The organism is Prauserella endophytica (genome assembly GCF_005146945.1).
In the GTDB taxonomy this organism is placed as follows: Bacteria; Actinomycetota; Actinomycetes; order Mycobacteriales; family Pseudonocardiaceae; genus Prauserella_A; species Prauserella_A endophytica.
Genome location: NZ_SWMS01000014.1, coordinates 77,475 through 91,226 on the forward strand (window position 1 = coordinate 77,475; position 13,752 = coordinate 91,226).

Consider the following 13,752-nt stretch of genomic DNA (forward strand, 5'->3'; position numbering starts at 1 on the left):
ACGGGAGACGTTAGAACGTATGTTCGATGACCGCAACGGTGGGCGGATCACACCCTGCGGCGTGGCCTCCGGCGGCCGATCATGAGCAGGGTGGCGACGGCCGCGGGGATGGCGAGTCGGGTGAAGCAACTACCGCGGGTCGGGGGCGGCTGCTGGGGCACGGTTCGGCTCCTCGTGGTGGGTGATGTGCTCGCGGAAGCGGAGTTGCACCCACAACATCACGGTGATGGCACCGCCCACGCCGCGTAGAGCCATCTCCCAGAACCAGCCCGTCACGGCCGCCATTCTTCCCGGTAGTCCGGGTGGTCGTCATACGGAAGGGCAAGAGCGCGCAGGGCCGTCCGGTACGCGTCGAGGATTCCCTCGTGCCGAGCGACGAAGTCCTCTCGGTCACCGGCGGGGCCACGGCTGACCTCGCCCTCGTACTCCTCGATGATGCGCCGCTTGGATTCGATGTCGGCCAGGACAAAGCGATCAGGCTCGGCGCGCGCGAAGAGTTCGTCCCGGAGCTCCGACGTCATCGGCTGCCACCCACCTCCGTCGATGGACACCTCGTCTTGCCCACGTGCGCCACCCCTGATCTCGAACGGCGGCGCGTCCCGGCTGAAAACCCAGACATCACGAGCGCGATGTTCTTTCTCGTCGAGTCGAGTACGGAGAAAGCCGGTCAGGTTGTCTTCTACTCGTCGGGTCTCCACAGTTCGGGTCTCCAGTCTTCGGCGCGCCACGGCTTGAGGTCGAGATCGTCGAGCGGCGGCAGCGGATACGGCTTGGCGGGCGGTTCGTAGTCGGGCAGTGGTTGCAGGCTCATCCGATCATCGTCACGCCGCGACGAGCGCCAGGTGCCGCTTCGGGGCGGGTTCAGCCTGCCGGGTGATCGTAGGCACGACGATCGGGAGCATGAGTTGTCCGGGGCCGACCCAGCGGCGGCCGACCTTGAGCGGCCGCTCCACGACGGGCAGGTCGAGCCAGAGGTTGCGGCGGCGGGCCTTCTCGCGGGCGGTGGCGCGCCGGTCGGCCTCGTAGACGGCGTGCGCGGTGCGGCACTCGGGGCAGCGGCACTCGTGCTTCGCGTACCGGCTGTTCGTGCCGTGCTCGGGCAGCACCGCCGGCATCGGGAACCCGTACTCGACGGCCACCTGCTTGCGGTCGCGGCGGTCGAGGCCGCCCCAGATGCCCCACGGCTCGCCGCTGCGCAACGCCGCCTCGGCGCACTGCATCCGCACGGGGCACGCCGAGCATATGACCCGGCAGGCGAGCGCCTCGGGGCTGTTCGGCTTGGCGTCGTGCCACGCGTCGACCAGCTCGGGGAACAGGTTGCACGCGCCTTGCTCGTGCCAGTCGGGGACCTGCCGGGGGATGCGGGGCAGCTCGACGGTGGTCACGGCTGCCACTCCTTGAGCACGTCGGCCACCGTGTAGCCGTTGCACTTCACGAGCGGAGCGACGTCCTTGGCCATGCGGAGCGCGGTGTCGAGGTCGAATCGGTGCTCGGCACGCCACGCGTCCTCGCCGCTGGAGTACTCGGCGAGCTCGGCATCGGTCGTCGGCTCCTGCGCGCCGTCGCGCCACACGTAGCAGTACGACCAGGTGCCGTCGCGGCCGAGGAACCGCCCGAGGCGGCGCACCACCCACAGGCCGTCGCCGCGGTACTCGACGCGGACCTCGAACGCGTCTGCGTCGGGGTGGTCTTCGGGCAGGCCGCACACGACGTAGGTGACCGGGCTGACCCTCGGCTCGGGGACGGTCATGGGGCCGACTCCTCGGTTTCGTAGCGGATGACGATCTCGTCGTCGCCGGGGAACAGGCGGACGGAGTCGTCGTTGTGGGCGCGGTCCTCGCCGAGTTCCTTCTGTGCGAGGTGGATGGCGAGTTCGACGTCGCGCCGGGTCGCGCCCCACGGCTGCGACGCGGGCACGACGTGCTCGACGCGACGCACGACGGTCTCGCGGCGCTGGACGTCGGTCACGGTGTGATCTCCACTTCGATCCACAGTCGACGGTCGCCCGGGCCGGGGTGGATCACGGGCATGTTCTTGGTCATGTGCTTGGGGGTGTCGTCGGGGACGAGTTCGAGGCCGACCCAGTCGCGGCGGGAGCCGCGGGCGAGGGCGTCGCATGCGGCCTTGAGGGTGGGGACGAGGTTGTCGGCGTCGCGCCGGCGGTTGTCGCCGGGCCGGTAGTGCAGCGTCACCGTCAAGTGCGAGCCGGTCGGGATACGGGCGGCCTTGGCGGCGACGAGCACGGCCTCGCGGATGAGTCGGGTTCGTTGCGAGCGGACGCGGAAGTGGATGCGGTCGTTCGCGTTGAGCGGCGGTTCGAGCGGCCCGCCACGCCGACGGGCGACCATCGGCACGTCGAGCTCGTACACGGCCCGGTAGGTGCAGTTGTCGCAGGGGTCGGGGCAGTCGGCATCGAGGTTGAGCATCCAGTCGCGGTGCTGCTCGCACCTCGTGATGTTCCAGCGCGTCGCTGTGGTCACTTCGCCCCCAGCGCGGTGGTGATGGCCTGCACGCTCGGGCACGGCCACAGCACGATTCCTTGCGCATGGCTGTTCTTCACCGCGTGCTCGTCGGAGCATTCGACGCACACGTGGCCGTACATGACGGTCAGTGGGTCGCCCTCCTCCTCATCGCTGCGTTTGTGCAGATCCAGCACGGCGCGGAGGGCGGCGAAGGCCCGCATCGCGTAGTCCTCGCGGTCAGGCGCTGGGTCGCTACCGAGCTTCGGCGCGTCCTCGTAGGCGTACGCATCGAGGGTGGCGCGGGGGTCGGTCACCGTCTCCATCTGCGGCGTCTCCTCTGCTGGTGGAAGCGGATCGAGTCTTCGATGAACAGCTGGTAGTCGCGTGTGGCCTGCCGGTCGCGCTCCCAGCGGCGGATGTCGCGCCAGCGGTAGCCGCTCTGGGGGTCGACGGTGAAATGCGCCCACACGCGACGCAGCCAGGGCCTCACGTCGCCGTCCCGGTGTGCGGTCTCCTGCACAGGGCCTCGACATCGCTCGGGCTCAGGGGCTCCGGGGTGTCCTCGGGTATCTCGCCGAGCATGATTGCGAACGCCCACATCACGCGGTCGTAGCGCCATTTCTCGGCGGTCACGAGGTACTGCGAGATCACCTTGCGGGCCTCGCGCACCGCCTCGCGCTTCGCGTTCAGCCGCTGTTCGTCGGCTGGGGTCGGCTCCGTACGGAGCAGGCCAGCGTCGTCGAGTGCCTGCACGGCATCGGCGAGGCCGACGACCTGCTCGCCGTCATGGTCGTACCAAACGGCGCACCGGACGCCAATCGCCGTCTTCGCCTTCTCGATCACGTCGTCGGTCTGTGCGGGCTGGTCAGGCATCGGTGGTGCTCCCTTCGAGGGAGTCGACGACGGCGCGGATCAGCCACTCGGCGGCGGGCGGGGTGACGCCGTTGCCAAGCTGGCGGACCTGCTCGCGCTTGGTGCCGGTGATCACGTAGTCGGGGGTGAACGCCATTGCGGCTTGGATCTCGTGGACGGCGAGCATCCGGAACGAGCAGTCCTCGACGGCGGGTGTCTCGTGCGGCCAGCCGACGAGCGACTGATGCCCTGCGGTGGTGAGCGTGCGCGCGGGCTCGGTGACCGGGGTGGAGAGGTAACCGGCGTCGCCGGGCCTGTTCGTGTTGTGGCGCACGAGCATGTGGTGATTGCCCGACGCGCACACCGTGGCCAGGGGTTTGCGGATGTCGCGGGCATCGCTGCCGCCGCCGCGTAGCTCGGCGATGAACGCCAGGCCGTAGCGGTCGTGGGTGGTGAGCGCGCCGACGGGCTCGCTTGACGGCCGGGCAGTCTCGGCGGTGCCGTAGTAGGGCACCACGAGCGCGGTCTCGTGCCGGGCCGTCTGTGTGCGCATCGGCGCCGCCACGTGCGTGGCGACCTTGCCCTCGCGACCTTCGACCGGCACGAGTAGACCGTGCGTCTCGCGGGTCGTGAGGGTACGGAACGGGTCGCTCGGTGGATACGACGTGTCGTTCCACGTGCCGCCCGCGGGTACGAGCTGCGCGCCCGCGTACCGCTTAAGACCGGCCTCGATCCGCGCCAGCGTCTTGGGCGAGAGTGGCTTGTCGCGGTCGCCGATGCGCTGGCCGGGCAGTGCCCAGTCGATCGCCGCCGCGGCGGGGAGCGCGTAGGGCTCGACGATCGCGTTGCGGCACGACACGTTGGGGCAGCGGTACACGTACTGCTGGCGGTAGCGTCCGACGCGGTTGCCGTTCTTCCACGCCTGCATCGCGCGCACCTCACGGTCGCACGTCGGGCAGTAGGCGGCCGGGCGGATGTCGAGGTCCGGGGCGCGGTTGCCCTTGCGCCAGAACACCACGTACATCCGGTCGCGGGACTGCGGCGCTCGGGGCGCTGCGATCGCCGGGGCGTGCATGCTGTTGAGGGACACGATCTTGTGGTCGTAGCCGTAGGCGTCCATCGCCATGAGCCACGCGCGGAACGGTTCCCACTTGGCGGCGTCGACGACGTTCTCGACGATCACGGCGTCGTAGCGGTGTGCCTCGGCGAACCGGGGCACGTCCCACATGGTCGCGCGGGAGCGCTCGGCGACGTGGTCGGGGACGGTCTCGCCGAACAGGTCCGGCTGTTGGTTCCGCTTGCGGCCCTTGGCGATGCTGTGGTTCGTGCACTCGGGGCTGGCCCACAGGATGTTCGAGCGGCGGTAGCGGCGCGGCTCGACCTGAGAGATGTCGGCGCAGTCGTGGTCGCAGTCGGGGAAGTTCAGCGAGTGGGTCTCAATGGCGCGGGCGCTGTGGTTGGCGGCCATCTGGAGCTGGACGCCGGGGACTGCTGTGGCGCCGAGGCCGGAGCCGCCGGCGCCACAGAACAGGTCGGTCACGGTGATCACGCCGTGGCCTCCGCGAACTCGTCAAGAGTGAGCACCCTGTCGGCCCGGGCCGCGGGGTTGGGTGACACGGGGAGGCTGACCAGCGCGCAGGTTCCGTCCTTGAGCGGTCCGCGTGCGCGGTAGTACCCGTCGTCCTCGGTGATCTGGGTAGCTCCGAGGCTGCGTGCCCATCGGGTGAAGGCATCGCGCCCGCCGTCGCGGGTGAAGATGCTGTCCACGTAGACGCTGGGTCCGCCGCTGCCACGGACTCCGACGGATCCGATGGTGCTGGCGAGGTCGTTCGCTCGTGCGTGGTCGAGGATGGCGGCGAGCCAGGTGATGTCGTTCTCGGTGGTCATCCGAGCACCGCCTGTGCGGCCTGGACGATGAGGACGAGCACGAACGCTGCGACGACGATCGCGGCGGCGCCGTCGAAGTCGTTCCAGGCGCCTTCGATGTCGAGGCGGGCGCGGCGCGGTGCGGGCTTGGTGGCGCGTTGGTCGCGGATGCGGACGGTCATCTCGCACCACCGGTCACGTACACGTCGAGCTGCGCGGCGGGCGAGGTGTTGAAGTGGCGGTGGTCGGGCGAGCCGACGGTCGCGCCTTCGAACTCGACGCGCTCCTCGACGGACCAGATGCGGGTGACCGACACGAAGTCGTTGTGGACGAACAGCTTGTCGCCTACGGAGAGTTCGCGGGCGGGGATGGTGGCGTACTTCTGGCCCTGGACGCCGTTGCGGGCGCGGGTCTCAGTGCGCTGGTCAGGCGCGGTGGTGGTCATGTCGTCTCCCTGGTTGTTGTCCCGTGGTTCTCGGTGACACTTGCACAGTAGCAAAGATGCATGCATGCACGCAACTGTCAGGCGTGCAAATCAGCCGAGGCGGCCAGCGCGGCATCCTCCCGAGCCGGATGCGCAGGACGCTTCGTCAGCGGCTCACCCGTGTGTGGCTGCACGCACGGCTGCCCAACGGGCGCCTTGCAGTGCGGGCACTCCACCGACCGCAGCAGCCGCCGAGCACCGGCCTCCGACTCGGCCGCCTCCAGCTCCAGTCCCTTGCGAGCGGCGAGCGCGGCCATGACCCGATCCACGCCGCGGTGGATCAGCTCCGGGTCGAACGGCGGCCGCTCGCGCTCCTCCGGCGCGTGCCGCCGCAGCTCACGCCACCAGTTCACGATGTCCGCCGGCTGGATCGTCTCCCGCGTCTGCCGGTAGTGCGCCCACAACGCCCGCTCCGCGGCCTTCATCGGCACGTCCGCGAGCATCCCCGTCCAGATCCGCAACACCAGCTCGCCCGGCTGCGGCGCCCGCGGATCGATCGTGGCCGCCGCCGCGAGCAGCTGCGCCACCTCCTCACGAGTCACGACGCGCGACCCCCCTCGATGACGAGAAACGAGCCCTGAGCGCCAATCTCCGGGCCCGACGCGGCCCCGAGCGCCAGCCACCCGCGAGCCTTCGCCTCACGGCCATGAGCGCCCGGCTCGGCCACCGTGCGCGCGCCTGCGGCGAGGGTCGTCCCGCCCGCTGCGTGCTCTTTGACGAGGTCGGTGGCGATGGATGCGAGGACGCGTGGTCCGATGCCGGTGCGGGTGTTCCAGCGTTGGAGGGCGGTTCGGGTGATGTCGGGTCCGATTTCGGGGAGGAGGGTGGCGGCTTCGATGGCGAGGGCGGTGCGGATGGTGGACGGGATGTTGCGGCCGATGGCTTCGGCGACGAGGCGGTAGGCGGTGGCGCTGTTGGTGCCGGTGATGGCGGGTCCGGTGGGCGTGGTCGCGGGCGTGCTCGCGCGTTCGGTAGTGGCTGCTGGGGTAGGTAGGTGAGTAGAGATCTCTTTCTCTTCCTCTACCTCTGCCATGTGGTAGCTATTGCTGGTGCCTTGGCTGGTGCTATGGCTGTTGCTATCGGTTTCTGGGGTGGTTTTCGGGGTGGTTTCGTCGCGTTTGGACCAGCGTTTCGCGGCGCCTTTGCGTCCGCGTTCGGCTGCTGACCTGCGTTGTTCTTCGACTTCGTCCTTGGATCGGTTGTGCTCCAGGTAGTCGTGTAGGTATGCCTGTCCCTTGGGAACTTCGGGGCACTTTTTGCACGTGTGGCCGTGTTCGTGCAGCAGCCCGACGCGGACGAGTTTTCGCGCTTTTTGGGTGGAGATCCCGCCTTCGTGGGCGACGGTGCGGATGGTGATCCATCCGTCGGTGTGGTACTTCCCGGCGTACGCGAGGGCGGCGGCGTAGCCCCATGCGGCGGCGGGGTCTTCGAGCGCGACGACCTTGGGATGGTGTGCGATGTCGACGGACATGCGCACGAACTCGCGGGGGTCGGTGGGGCGGTTCGTCATGCGGGCATCACCTCGAAGAGCGTGGGTTCGGGGGTTCGGTTGGACCACAGGACTTCGGTGCGCTCTTGGCGCGTGCCGCCTTGGCCTGTGGTGGTGTCGATGCGGGTGACGTGCCAGCCGTCGTAGAGGTCGGCGTAGAGCGGCGAGTCGTAGCCGGAGAGCACGACGGAGGCGGCGCAGCCGCGCAGCGCGTCGGCGAGCTCGCGGTGCTGCGCCTCGGTCTTCATCTCGTGCCGGTAGCCGCCCGACACTCGCGTCGAGCCGAGGTAGGGCGGGTCGACGTACAGGAGGACGTTCGGGCTGCGGCCGTACCGGTCGATGATGTCGAGCGCGGGCTGGCACTCCAGCGACACTCCGGCGAGACGTGCGGCGGCGGGCTCGAGCCGCGAGACGTAGGCCTCGAGGTATCCGGGCATGCCGAACACCGAGCCGGCGGGATCGACGTAGTGTCGCCAGCCGGTCGGCCGCATCTGGCCGCCGCGGCCTTGGGAGAGCAGCACCCACACGCGGCGGGCGCGTTCGAGGTCGTCGACCTCGGCGCCGAGTGCGTAGGCCTCGAGCTGTTCGGCGCGGGCGTGCGGGGTGAGCGCGCAGACGCGGGTCAGGTCGTCGGGCTGTTCCCGGAGGACGCGCCAGAACGTCATGAGGTCGCCGTCGAGGTCGTTCACGGTCTCCATGCGGCTGCGTGGCTTGGCGAGCAGCACGGCCAGCGATCCGGCGAAGGGCTCGACGTAGTGCTCGTGGGGTGGCAGCTGCGCGACGATCTGCTCGGCGAGCCTGGTCTTGCCTCCGAAGTAGGCGAACGGCGGTCTCATGCTGCGCTCGTCTCCTGCTGGCGGTTGCGGGAGCGCGCGCGGGTGACTGCGCGGCTGGTGATGCCGAGCTGTACGGCGATCTGGGAGGCCGACTTGCCAGCTCGGGTGAGGCGGTCGACTTCGGCGTCGATGTACGGGTCGCCTGCGACTCGGCGGCCGGAGCGGACGGGCCCGCCTTCGATCTCGTTCCAGCGGCGGACCTGGTCGCGGGTGGGGCCCGTGTCGGGGAGTCCGACGGCGCGGCGTAGGCGGCGGAGTTCGTGCTCGGGCATAGCTCGCGCGGGCTGTTTCGGGCTGCGGGTGGGCAGCAGCCCGAGGCGTTGGTGCTGCTTGTGGTGGCCGCTGCATAGGCCGCGGGAGTAGTACTTGTTCGTGCAGCCGTCGAGGGTGCAGGTGCGTTCGGGCATGTGGTGCGGTCCTTGCGTGTAGGGGTGCGGCCCGCGCCCCGGGGGATCGGGCGCGGGCCGCTGGTCGGGCGGTGCGATCAGATGCGGGGCTGGGGCGATGATGTGGCCGCGGTGTCGCTGTCCTCGCGGGCTCGTTGGCGCTCGTCGCGCCGTTCCTCAAGCAGTGCGTCATATCCGCCCCGCAGGTGGCCTTCGTCGTAGCCCTGCGCGTAGGCGGATTCGACGATGCGGGTGATGTCGAAGGCGATCGACGGGGGCGCTTCGCGGAGCGCGTGTCCGAGACGGCGGTGCAGGTCTGGCGGGAGGTACCGGACGGTGATGCGTTCACCCACGGCGTGCCTCCTCCGGGTAGCCCGCGGTGAACATGACCCCGGCTCGGCCGCGGACCGGGTCGGCTCGCCAGACGCGCTCGCCGTTCTCGAAACCGTCACGCCACCATCCGATGTGGGGCTTGGTGGGCACCAGGTCGTTGCCGAAGTTGTAGTCAATCACCGCGTGGGCGAACTCTCTGGCGGCCTCGATGTCGTGGGTGCCGAACACGATCACGCCGCAGTCATCGTTGGTCCAGCCGTCGTTCTCCCACGGGAAGCCCACGATCTTGCGCGGCCGGTACGTCTTCCCGTTTGGCCGCTCGATCGGTGAAAGCGCAAGTAGCTCAGCCACGGCGCGCCTCCGGAATCTGGCCGTGGCGAGCACCGCGCCATACACCGTTCTTGCTGGCGTGCCGTGACTTCGAGGTCGAGACGGCGTAGGCGATGCGCTTGATTCGGCCTTCCTTGGCCCAGATGCCGAGCACGCTGGAGACGAGGTTGCGGTCGTAGCCGGTGCCGCCGTCGTGCTGCACGAGTCGGTGCACGTCGTCGGCGGTGAACTCGGCGCCCGAGCGTGCAAGGGTCGCGACCGCGGTTTCGACGCGGTGCCGGTCGTCGCGGTAGCCCTTTTGGCCGGCGGCGAGGTTCGCGGCCTGGCCGGCGTGCCGCTCGCCGAGCCCGAGCGAGAGCTGATCAGAAGGCATCGGGGCACCCTTCGTTGTGACCGGACGTGGTCGAGTTGCAGGTCGGGCAGGGCAGGCACTTGCCGCACATGCCGAAGCCGATGAGCTCGCCGGGCCGGTGCCGCATCTTGAGCAGGCACCCCCATTTCCACGATTCCCAGCCGAGGACGTACGGGCGGCGGCCACGGAACCGGAGGCCGTTCACGCAGCCACCACAGGCGCCGTTCCAGGTGATGCCGTAGCCGCTGATGATGCCTAGCGCGTAGGCCTGCGAGGCGAGCCATTGCGCGAGCCGCGTGGAGGCGCCAGGGTGGCGGCGGTGCTTGCGGGCATCGTGGGCGCGCTCGTGCTTGAGCACCACTGCCCAGTGGTCGTCGGCGAGGCACCACGGGCACGGTGCGAGATCGGCGTATTCGTCGTTGTCGTCGACGTAGGTCGGGCCGTGGTCGCGGTCGCAATCGATTCGCAACAGCTGATCAGGCATCGGCCACCTCCGGCAGGTGCACGTCGACCACGAGCGGCGGTTTCGCGCTCGGTGCGGGGGCTTCGTCCTCGACATCGAGGCGTGCCGTGTTCGGGCTAGCGTCCGTCCACTCGCCGATGTGGTCCGGGTGTCGGTGTTCGCCTGCGTGGCCGTCGTCGAGCACGCAGCGAAGAACCTGCTCGCGGGTCTCCTGGTCGCGGACGTACGGGTTGTCCTTGAACGGCTGGTGCGTCGAGGTGCATTGCGGCTCGTCGGGTTCGGTCCACTCGCCGGGCTCGTCGAAGCCCTTCGGCCAGTAGCAGCCGCAGTCCTCGCATTCGAAGCAGTCGTCGACGAAGCTGGTTTCGCGCCAGCAGATCGGGCAGTCCGGGGCACGTGCTTCGATCGCGGGTGGTGCCGGTCTTTCCTTCGTGTCGGTCACTTCGCGAACACCCCTTCGTTGATGAGGGCAGCGAGCATGTTGAGGTGGTGCACGACCACGCCGAACAGCGCCTCGTGTGCGGCCTCGCCGCCGGACTTCTTCGCCACGACGCCGAAGTGCGCCGAGATCACGTCGCGAGCTGCGTCGTCGTCACCGTTGAGGTGAGCAGTGACAGCCTGGGCCGCTGCGAGAGCTGACGGATCGTCGGCGGGGTCGCCTTCCTGCTCGATGACCCACATGCCATCGCTTGGGAGGCGCCCGCCGTTCAGCTTCTTCACCGCGCCAGCGACGATGAGCGGCCCGACCGCGGCGAAGTACCAGAGGCGCAGGGACGCGGCGACGGGGTCGTCGGTGAAGTACTCGTCGAGGGAAGCGGCCATGCCGTCGATGTCGCCGTCGGCGGCTTGGTGGGCGACGCGCAGGAACTCGGCGGCGATCGTCATGGACTCCTCCGCGCTCGGCGGCTGGTCCTGGTCGTTCAACTTCATGCTGCTGTGTCCTCCTTGGACGGTTGCGCGGGTTGGCTGGTGAGGTGCCATTTGCCGCAGTGGTCGCAGGGGTAGGAGCGGGTTTCGAGGCGGCGGCCGGGTTTGCATTGGGACCAGATGTGGCCGAGTGCCGCATCGGCGGCGTCCTCGCTCGGCCACTTCCGCTTCCCCGTACAGCCCGGTTTGTGGGTCACCGCTCGGGCTCCGGGATCGGCACGAAGGTGAGCTTCTTCGTGTCGCTGGTCTTCGTGGGCGGCTCCGCGCCGACCTTGCGGTATTCGGCGCGCACCTGGTCGGCGTCGAGCCGTTCCGTGGTGGTGATCGTCCACACGAGCGCCTTCTCGTAGCCGACGTGGACCGGCTCGGACTTGCCGAACGTGTTCGGTCGGATCGCGTCGAGCGCGCCGACGGCCTCGGCGGCGCGCGCCTTGGCGTCCTTCTCGTCGGCGCGCGCCTGGTCGAGCTTGCGTGCCCATTCGGCCGCGTCCGGGTGCTCGACGAACAGCACGCTCCGCGCGTCCCGGTCCGGCACGCCACCCGACCAGCACGCGTCGTAGAACGGGCAGTGGCCGCAGAAGGGGCCGTACGGGTCGTAGTCCCGGTTCAGCATCTCCAGCGGCGTCTCGCGCACCAGCTTGAGCCAGTTGAGCGCCTCGCGAACATGCATCACGTCGGGCTTGCCGGTCCACCGGTACAGCTCGCCTGTGTCGCGAGCGATGTAGTCGATCACGATCCGGCGCACGACGTGGCCCTGCTTCGTCAGCGCGGCCGCATAGCCGTTGGTCTGCCACAGGTGGCCGCGGTCGGGGCCGTGCTCCTTGATGTGCTCCAGCCACCGCGACGAAGTGGTCTTGACGTCGACCAGGTCGCCGGACCCGGCCTCGTACCGGTCGAGATGGCCAGGGATACCCGCGAACTCGACAGGGTGCTCGACGAGGTCGCCAGGCGCGGCCGATTCCACGAGTCGCTGCTGCACGGCCTCGTGGATCGCGGTGCCGAGGACGGCCTGCACCGACCCGCCGGGGTTCGTCGGCTCCGTTCCGGCGAGCCGGAACCCAGCGCGCTTGCGGCAGCCGCCGACCTCCGACCAGCCGAGCTCACGCTGCCGCGAGCGGGGCCGCTGCCGGTCCCACTCCAGCAGCAGATCTGCCGTAGTGCGCTCCGCGGGACGATCGTTGACGGCGGTCACGACTGCTCACCGGCTTCGGGGTCGAACAGTCCCGCGATCGGAGAGTCCGGCGACGGGGCGGTGTGCTCGCGCTCGATCTCGGCCAGATCCGCGAGCATGTCCGCGTCCGGCTCGGTGACCATGCTCGCGGCGTGCTCGGCATCTACCGCAGCCGACTGCGCGACCTGCTCCGAGACCTTGCCCTGTCGCGCGGCCTCGGACGCAGTCTCGGCGTCCACCGAGGCCGCCTCGGCGATTCGCTTGGCGTGCGCCTGCTCGCGGTCGATGCGCTCGGCCGCCACCTGCGCCAGCGTCGGACGCTCCGGCTCGGCGATCTCCGGCTCCTCGGCGCCGAACCCGAGCGCGACCTCCGGGCAGATCACGGTCGCGCAGTTCGACACCGCACGCCACAGCAACATCCGCTTCGGGTAGGACTTCCACACGTCCTTCTTCGTGAGCCCGGCCGTGACCGCCTCGTCCCACGTGAACGTCTCGGTGTGGGGCTCGTCCGTGTCGCCACGCGTGATCGTCACCGTGCACGACTTCGCCGTGTGGTCCGACACCTCCACCCGGTGCCCGGCCTCGCGCACCTTGGACAGCCACAGCTGCCCGGACATCTGCGGACGGCCGTTCACGACGTAGATCGACTGAATCGCCTGCATCGGCGTCAGCGCGAGCTGCTGCCCGTACAAGATGATCGCGAGCACGTTCGCGGGCTTCCCGATCAAGTCCTTCGGCAGAATGCTCGACTGCGCGAGCGCAGCCGCGTACCGGTACGCCTGATCGAGGTCGTTGAGCTGGCCGACGAGCGGCACCTGCACCGGAGCCTTCCCGGTCTGGCCGTTGGTGGTGGCAACTTCGTTGCTGGTCATGGGATTCCTTCCGTGGATTCGTGGGGGAGTGGTGGTCACCGGTCGGTCTGCTGGCCGCGGTTCTCGTGCGACTGCCGCACCTGCTCGCGGCACTCCTGCCGCGTGCGCTCGCGGGCCTCGTCGACCTCCTCGCGGACAATCCGGTCCAAGGTCTCGTTGGCGCGCTTGAAGATCCCCATCAGTTCGGCTCCCCAGCGATCTCGACGATCACGTCGCCGTCGCCCTGCTCGGTGTGGAAGCGGGCCACCGACTCGGCGCAGCCGCGCGAGATGCAGACCTCGGCGTAGAGGTCCGTGCGGGCCGGGCCGCAGACACGCGCCTCGACGACCGCGCCGACGTATCCGCAGTTCTCGCACTGCTCCGCGTCGATCTCGCCCGGCGCGACGTAGTGGAGGTCGACGCCCGGCACGTGCGAGAGCTGCCCGACGGCGAGGTCCCGCGTGGTGCCAGGGGTCGCGTACTCTGTGGTGGTCGACATGCTCGACTCCTTGATGGGTTGGGTGTTGTCGTCTCCCAGAGCCCCCACCAGATGGCTGGTCCCCGGACGGTGGGGGCTCGTCTTGTGCTGGGCCGTGGTCACTGGACCTCGAAGAAGTCCTCGAACCGGCCGCCGGTCGCGCGAAGCACGCCGGACACGAACCGCGTTGACGGCTCGACCGCGCCACGGATCACGCGGCCGACGGTGGACGGGTCGACGCCGACGGCCGCGGCGAGCTGGGCGTTGGTCTCGTAGCCGTGCTCGGTCATGGCCTGGCGGAAGTCCTTGCGGACGGTGGTGGTGGCCGCGACGGGAGTTGCGCTCGCGGAAGAAGTTTGCATGCATGCACGATATCAAGTGGCATGCATGCACGCAAGAAAGTTGCACGGATGTAATTGGGCGAGACGGGTGAAACAAGATCAACTCCCAGGGCTCGGCTTCCTGACTTGCA

Annotated in this window: 29 protein-coding genes; all 29 read right to left on the minus strand. The window is 69.4% G+C overall.

Going from position 1 to position 13,752, the window contains the following annotated elements:
• Window positions 1-129: 129 nt before the first annotated feature.
• Window positions 130-276, minus strand: coding sequence for a hypothetical protein (locus FCN18_RS39170; RefSeq protein WP_158303155.1), 147 nt, complete (start codon window positions 274-276; stop codon window positions 130-132).
• Window positions 273-698: a DUF6221 family protein gene (locus FCN18_RS39175; RefSeq protein WP_158303156.1), complete on the minus strand. Its 426-nt coding sequence runs from the start codon at window positions 696-698 to the stop codon at window positions 273-275. Before FCN18_RS39175 ends, FCN18_RS39170 begins: the two co-directional genes overlap by 4 nt.
• The gene (locus FCN18_RS40605; RefSeq protein ID WP_267285373.1) at window positions 680-811 is read right to left on the minus strand and encodes a hypothetical protein; all 132 of its coding nucleotides are present in this window, start codon (window positions 809-811) and stop codon (window positions 680-682) included. Before FCN18_RS40605 ends, FCN18_RS39175 begins: the two co-directional genes overlap by 19 nt.
• A 10-nt stretch (window positions 812-821) precedes the next feature.
• A complete protein-coding gene (locus FCN18_RS39180; RefSeq protein WP_158303157.1) occupies window positions 822-1,385 on the minus strand; it encodes a WhiB family transcriptional regulator in 564 nt (187 codons plus the stop codon).
• On the minus strand, window positions 1,382-1,750 hold the full coding sequence (locus FCN18_RS39185; protein ID WP_158303158.1) for a hypothetical protein: 369 nt from the start codon (window positions 1,748-1,750) through the stop codon (window positions 1,382-1,384). The genes FCN18_RS39180 and FCN18_RS39185 overlap by 4 nt, the downstream gene beginning before the upstream one ends.
• Window positions 1,747-1,968 carry a hypothetical protein gene (locus FCN18_RS23800; RefSeq protein ID WP_112275468.1) on the minus strand — a complete coding sequence of 74 codons (222 nt, stop codon included), beginning with the start codon at window positions 1,966-1,968 and terminating at the stop codon, window positions 1,747-1,749. Before FCN18_RS23800 ends, FCN18_RS39185 begins: the two co-directional genes overlap by 4 nt.
• The gene (locus FCN18_RS23805; RefSeq protein WP_206077978.1) at window positions 1,965-2,480 is read right to left on the minus strand and encodes a RusA family crossover junction endodeoxyribonuclease; all 516 of its coding nucleotides are present in this window, start codon (window positions 2,478-2,480) and stop codon (window positions 1,965-1,967) included. Before FCN18_RS23805 ends, FCN18_RS23800 begins: the two co-directional genes overlap by 4 nt.
• Window positions 2,477-2,785 (minus strand): hypothetical protein, encoded by a 309-nt coding sequence (locus tag FCN18_RS23810; protein WP_112275470.1) that lies wholly within the window; start codon window positions 2,783-2,785, stop codon window positions 2,477-2,479. The genes FCN18_RS23805 and FCN18_RS23810 overlap by 4 nt, the downstream gene beginning before the upstream one ends.
• The gene (locus FCN18_RS23815; protein WP_137096118.1) at window positions 2,773-2,952 is read right to left on the minus strand and encodes a hypothetical protein; all 180 of its coding nucleotides are present in this window, start codon (window positions 2,950-2,952) and stop codon (window positions 2,773-2,775) included. The genes FCN18_RS23810 and FCN18_RS23815 overlap by 13 nt, the downstream gene beginning before the upstream one ends.
• Window positions 2,949-3,335: a hypothetical protein gene (locus FCN18_RS23820; RefSeq protein ID WP_112275474.1), complete on the minus strand. Its 387-nt coding sequence runs from the start codon at window positions 3,333-3,335 to the stop codon at window positions 2,949-2,951. Before FCN18_RS23820 ends, FCN18_RS23815 begins: the two co-directional genes overlap by 4 nt.
• Window positions 3,328-4,863: a DNA cytosine methyltransferase gene (locus tag FCN18_RS23825; protein ID WP_112275476.1), complete on the minus strand. Its 1,536-nt coding sequence runs from the start codon at window positions 4,861-4,863 to the stop codon at window positions 3,328-3,330. The genes FCN18_RS23820 and FCN18_RS23825 overlap by 8 nt, the downstream gene beginning before the upstream one ends.
• Window positions 4,860-5,201 carry a hypothetical protein gene (locus tag FCN18_RS23830; protein WP_112275478.1) on the minus strand — a complete coding sequence of 114 codons (342 nt, stop codon included), beginning with the start codon at window positions 5,199-5,201 and terminating at the stop codon, window positions 4,860-4,862. The genes FCN18_RS23825 and FCN18_RS23830 overlap by 4 nt, the downstream gene beginning before the upstream one ends.
• Window positions 5,198-5,362, minus strand: a complete 165-nt coding sequence (locus tag FCN18_RS39190) for a hypothetical protein (RefSeq protein WP_158303159.1) — start codon at window positions 5,360-5,362, stop codon at window positions 5,198-5,200. The genes FCN18_RS23830 and FCN18_RS39190 overlap by 4 nt, the downstream gene beginning before the upstream one ends.
• Window positions 5,359-5,625 carry a hypothetical protein gene (locus tag FCN18_RS23835; RefSeq protein WP_112275480.1) on the minus strand — a complete coding sequence of 89 codons (267 nt, stop codon included), beginning with the start codon at window positions 5,623-5,625 and terminating at the stop codon, window positions 5,359-5,361. Before FCN18_RS23835 ends, FCN18_RS39190 begins: the two co-directional genes overlap by 4 nt.
• 77 nt (window positions 5,626-5,702) lie before the next feature.
• Complete coding sequence (locus FCN18_RS23840; RefSeq protein ID WP_137096119.1) at window positions 5,703-6,206, minus strand: zinc finger domain-containing protein; 504 nt, start codon at window positions 6,204-6,206, stop codon at window positions 5,703-5,705.
• Entirely contained in the window at window positions 6,203-7,174 is a 972-nt protein-coding gene (locus tag FCN18_RS23845; protein ID WP_137096120.1) for a hypothetical protein, read from the minus strand. Before FCN18_RS23845 ends, FCN18_RS23840 begins: the two co-directional genes overlap by 4 nt.
• Window positions 7,171-7,989: a DNA adenine methylase gene (locus FCN18_RS23850; protein ID WP_112275487.1), complete on the minus strand. Its 819-nt coding sequence runs from the start codon at window positions 7,987-7,989 to the stop codon at window positions 7,171-7,173. The genes FCN18_RS23845 and FCN18_RS23850 overlap by 4 nt, the downstream gene beginning before the upstream one ends.
• Window positions 7,986-8,396, minus strand: coding sequence for a hypothetical protein (locus FCN18_RS23855; protein WP_112275488.1), 411 nt, complete (start codon window positions 8,394-8,396; stop codon window positions 7,986-7,988). Before FCN18_RS23855 ends, FCN18_RS23850 begins: the two co-directional genes overlap by 4 nt.
• A gap of 77 nt (window positions 8,397-8,473) precedes the next feature.
• Window positions 8,474-8,728, minus strand: coding sequence for a hypothetical protein (locus FCN18_RS23860; protein ID WP_112275490.1), 255 nt, complete (start codon window positions 8,726-8,728; stop codon window positions 8,474-8,476).
• Entirely contained in the window at window positions 8,721-9,059 is a 339-nt protein-coding gene (locus FCN18_RS23865; protein WP_112275492.1) for a hypothetical protein, read from the minus strand. The genes FCN18_RS23860 and FCN18_RS23865 overlap by 8 nt, the downstream gene beginning before the upstream one ends.
• Entirely contained in the window at window positions 9,052-9,411 is a 360-nt protein-coding gene (locus FCN18_RS23870; RefSeq protein WP_112275494.1) for a hypothetical protein, read from the minus strand. Before FCN18_RS23870 ends, FCN18_RS23865 begins: the two co-directional genes overlap by 8 nt.
• The gene (locus tag FCN18_RS23875; RefSeq protein ID WP_112275496.1) at window positions 9,401-9,874 is read right to left on the minus strand and encodes a hypothetical protein; all 474 of its coding nucleotides are present in this window, start codon (window positions 9,872-9,874) and stop codon (window positions 9,401-9,403) included. Before FCN18_RS23875 ends, FCN18_RS23870 begins: the two co-directional genes overlap by 11 nt.
• The gene (locus FCN18_RS23880) at window positions 9,867-10,295 is read right to left on the minus strand and encodes a hypothetical protein (RefSeq protein WP_112275498.1); all 429 of its coding nucleotides are present in this window, start codon (window positions 10,293-10,295) and stop codon (window positions 9,867-9,869) included. The genes FCN18_RS23875 and FCN18_RS23880 overlap by 8 nt, the downstream gene beginning before the upstream one ends.
• The gene (locus FCN18_RS23885; protein ID WP_112275500.1) at window positions 10,292-10,783 is read right to left on the minus strand and encodes a hypothetical protein; all 492 of its coding nucleotides are present in this window, start codon (window positions 10,781-10,783) and stop codon (window positions 10,292-10,294) included. Before FCN18_RS23885 ends, FCN18_RS23880 begins: the two co-directional genes overlap by 4 nt.
• A gap of 190 nt (window positions 10,784-10,973) precedes the next feature.
• Complete coding sequence (locus FCN18_RS23890) at window positions 10,974-11,972, minus strand: PD-(D/E)XK nuclease family protein (protein ID WP_112275502.1); 999 nt, start codon at window positions 11,970-11,972, stop codon at window positions 10,974-10,976.
• On the minus strand, window positions 11,969-12,823 hold the full coding sequence (locus FCN18_RS23895; protein ID WP_112275504.1) for a hypothetical protein: 855 nt from the start codon (window positions 12,821-12,823) through the stop codon (window positions 11,969-11,971). Before FCN18_RS23895 ends, FCN18_RS23890 begins: the two co-directional genes overlap by 4 nt.
• A gap of 35 nt (window positions 12,824-12,858) precedes the next feature.
• Window positions 12,859-13,002, minus strand: a complete 144-nt coding sequence (locus FCN18_RS39195; protein WP_158303160.1) for a hypothetical protein — start codon at window positions 13,000-13,002, stop codon at window positions 12,859-12,861.
• Window positions 13,002-13,301 carry a hypothetical protein gene (locus tag FCN18_RS23900; RefSeq protein WP_112275506.1) on the minus strand — a complete coding sequence of 100 codons (300 nt, stop codon included), beginning with the start codon at window positions 13,299-13,301 and terminating at the stop codon, window positions 13,002-13,004. Before FCN18_RS23900 ends, FCN18_RS39195 begins: the two co-directional genes overlap by 1 nt.
• A 98-nt stretch (window positions 13,302-13,399) precedes the next feature.
• On the minus strand, window positions 13,400-13,642 hold the full coding sequence (locus FCN18_RS23905) for a helix-turn-helix domain-containing protein (RefSeq protein ID WP_112275508.1): 243 nt from the start codon (window positions 13,640-13,642) through the stop codon (window positions 13,400-13,402).
• Between the last annotated feature and the right edge of the window lie 110 nt (window positions 13,643-13,752).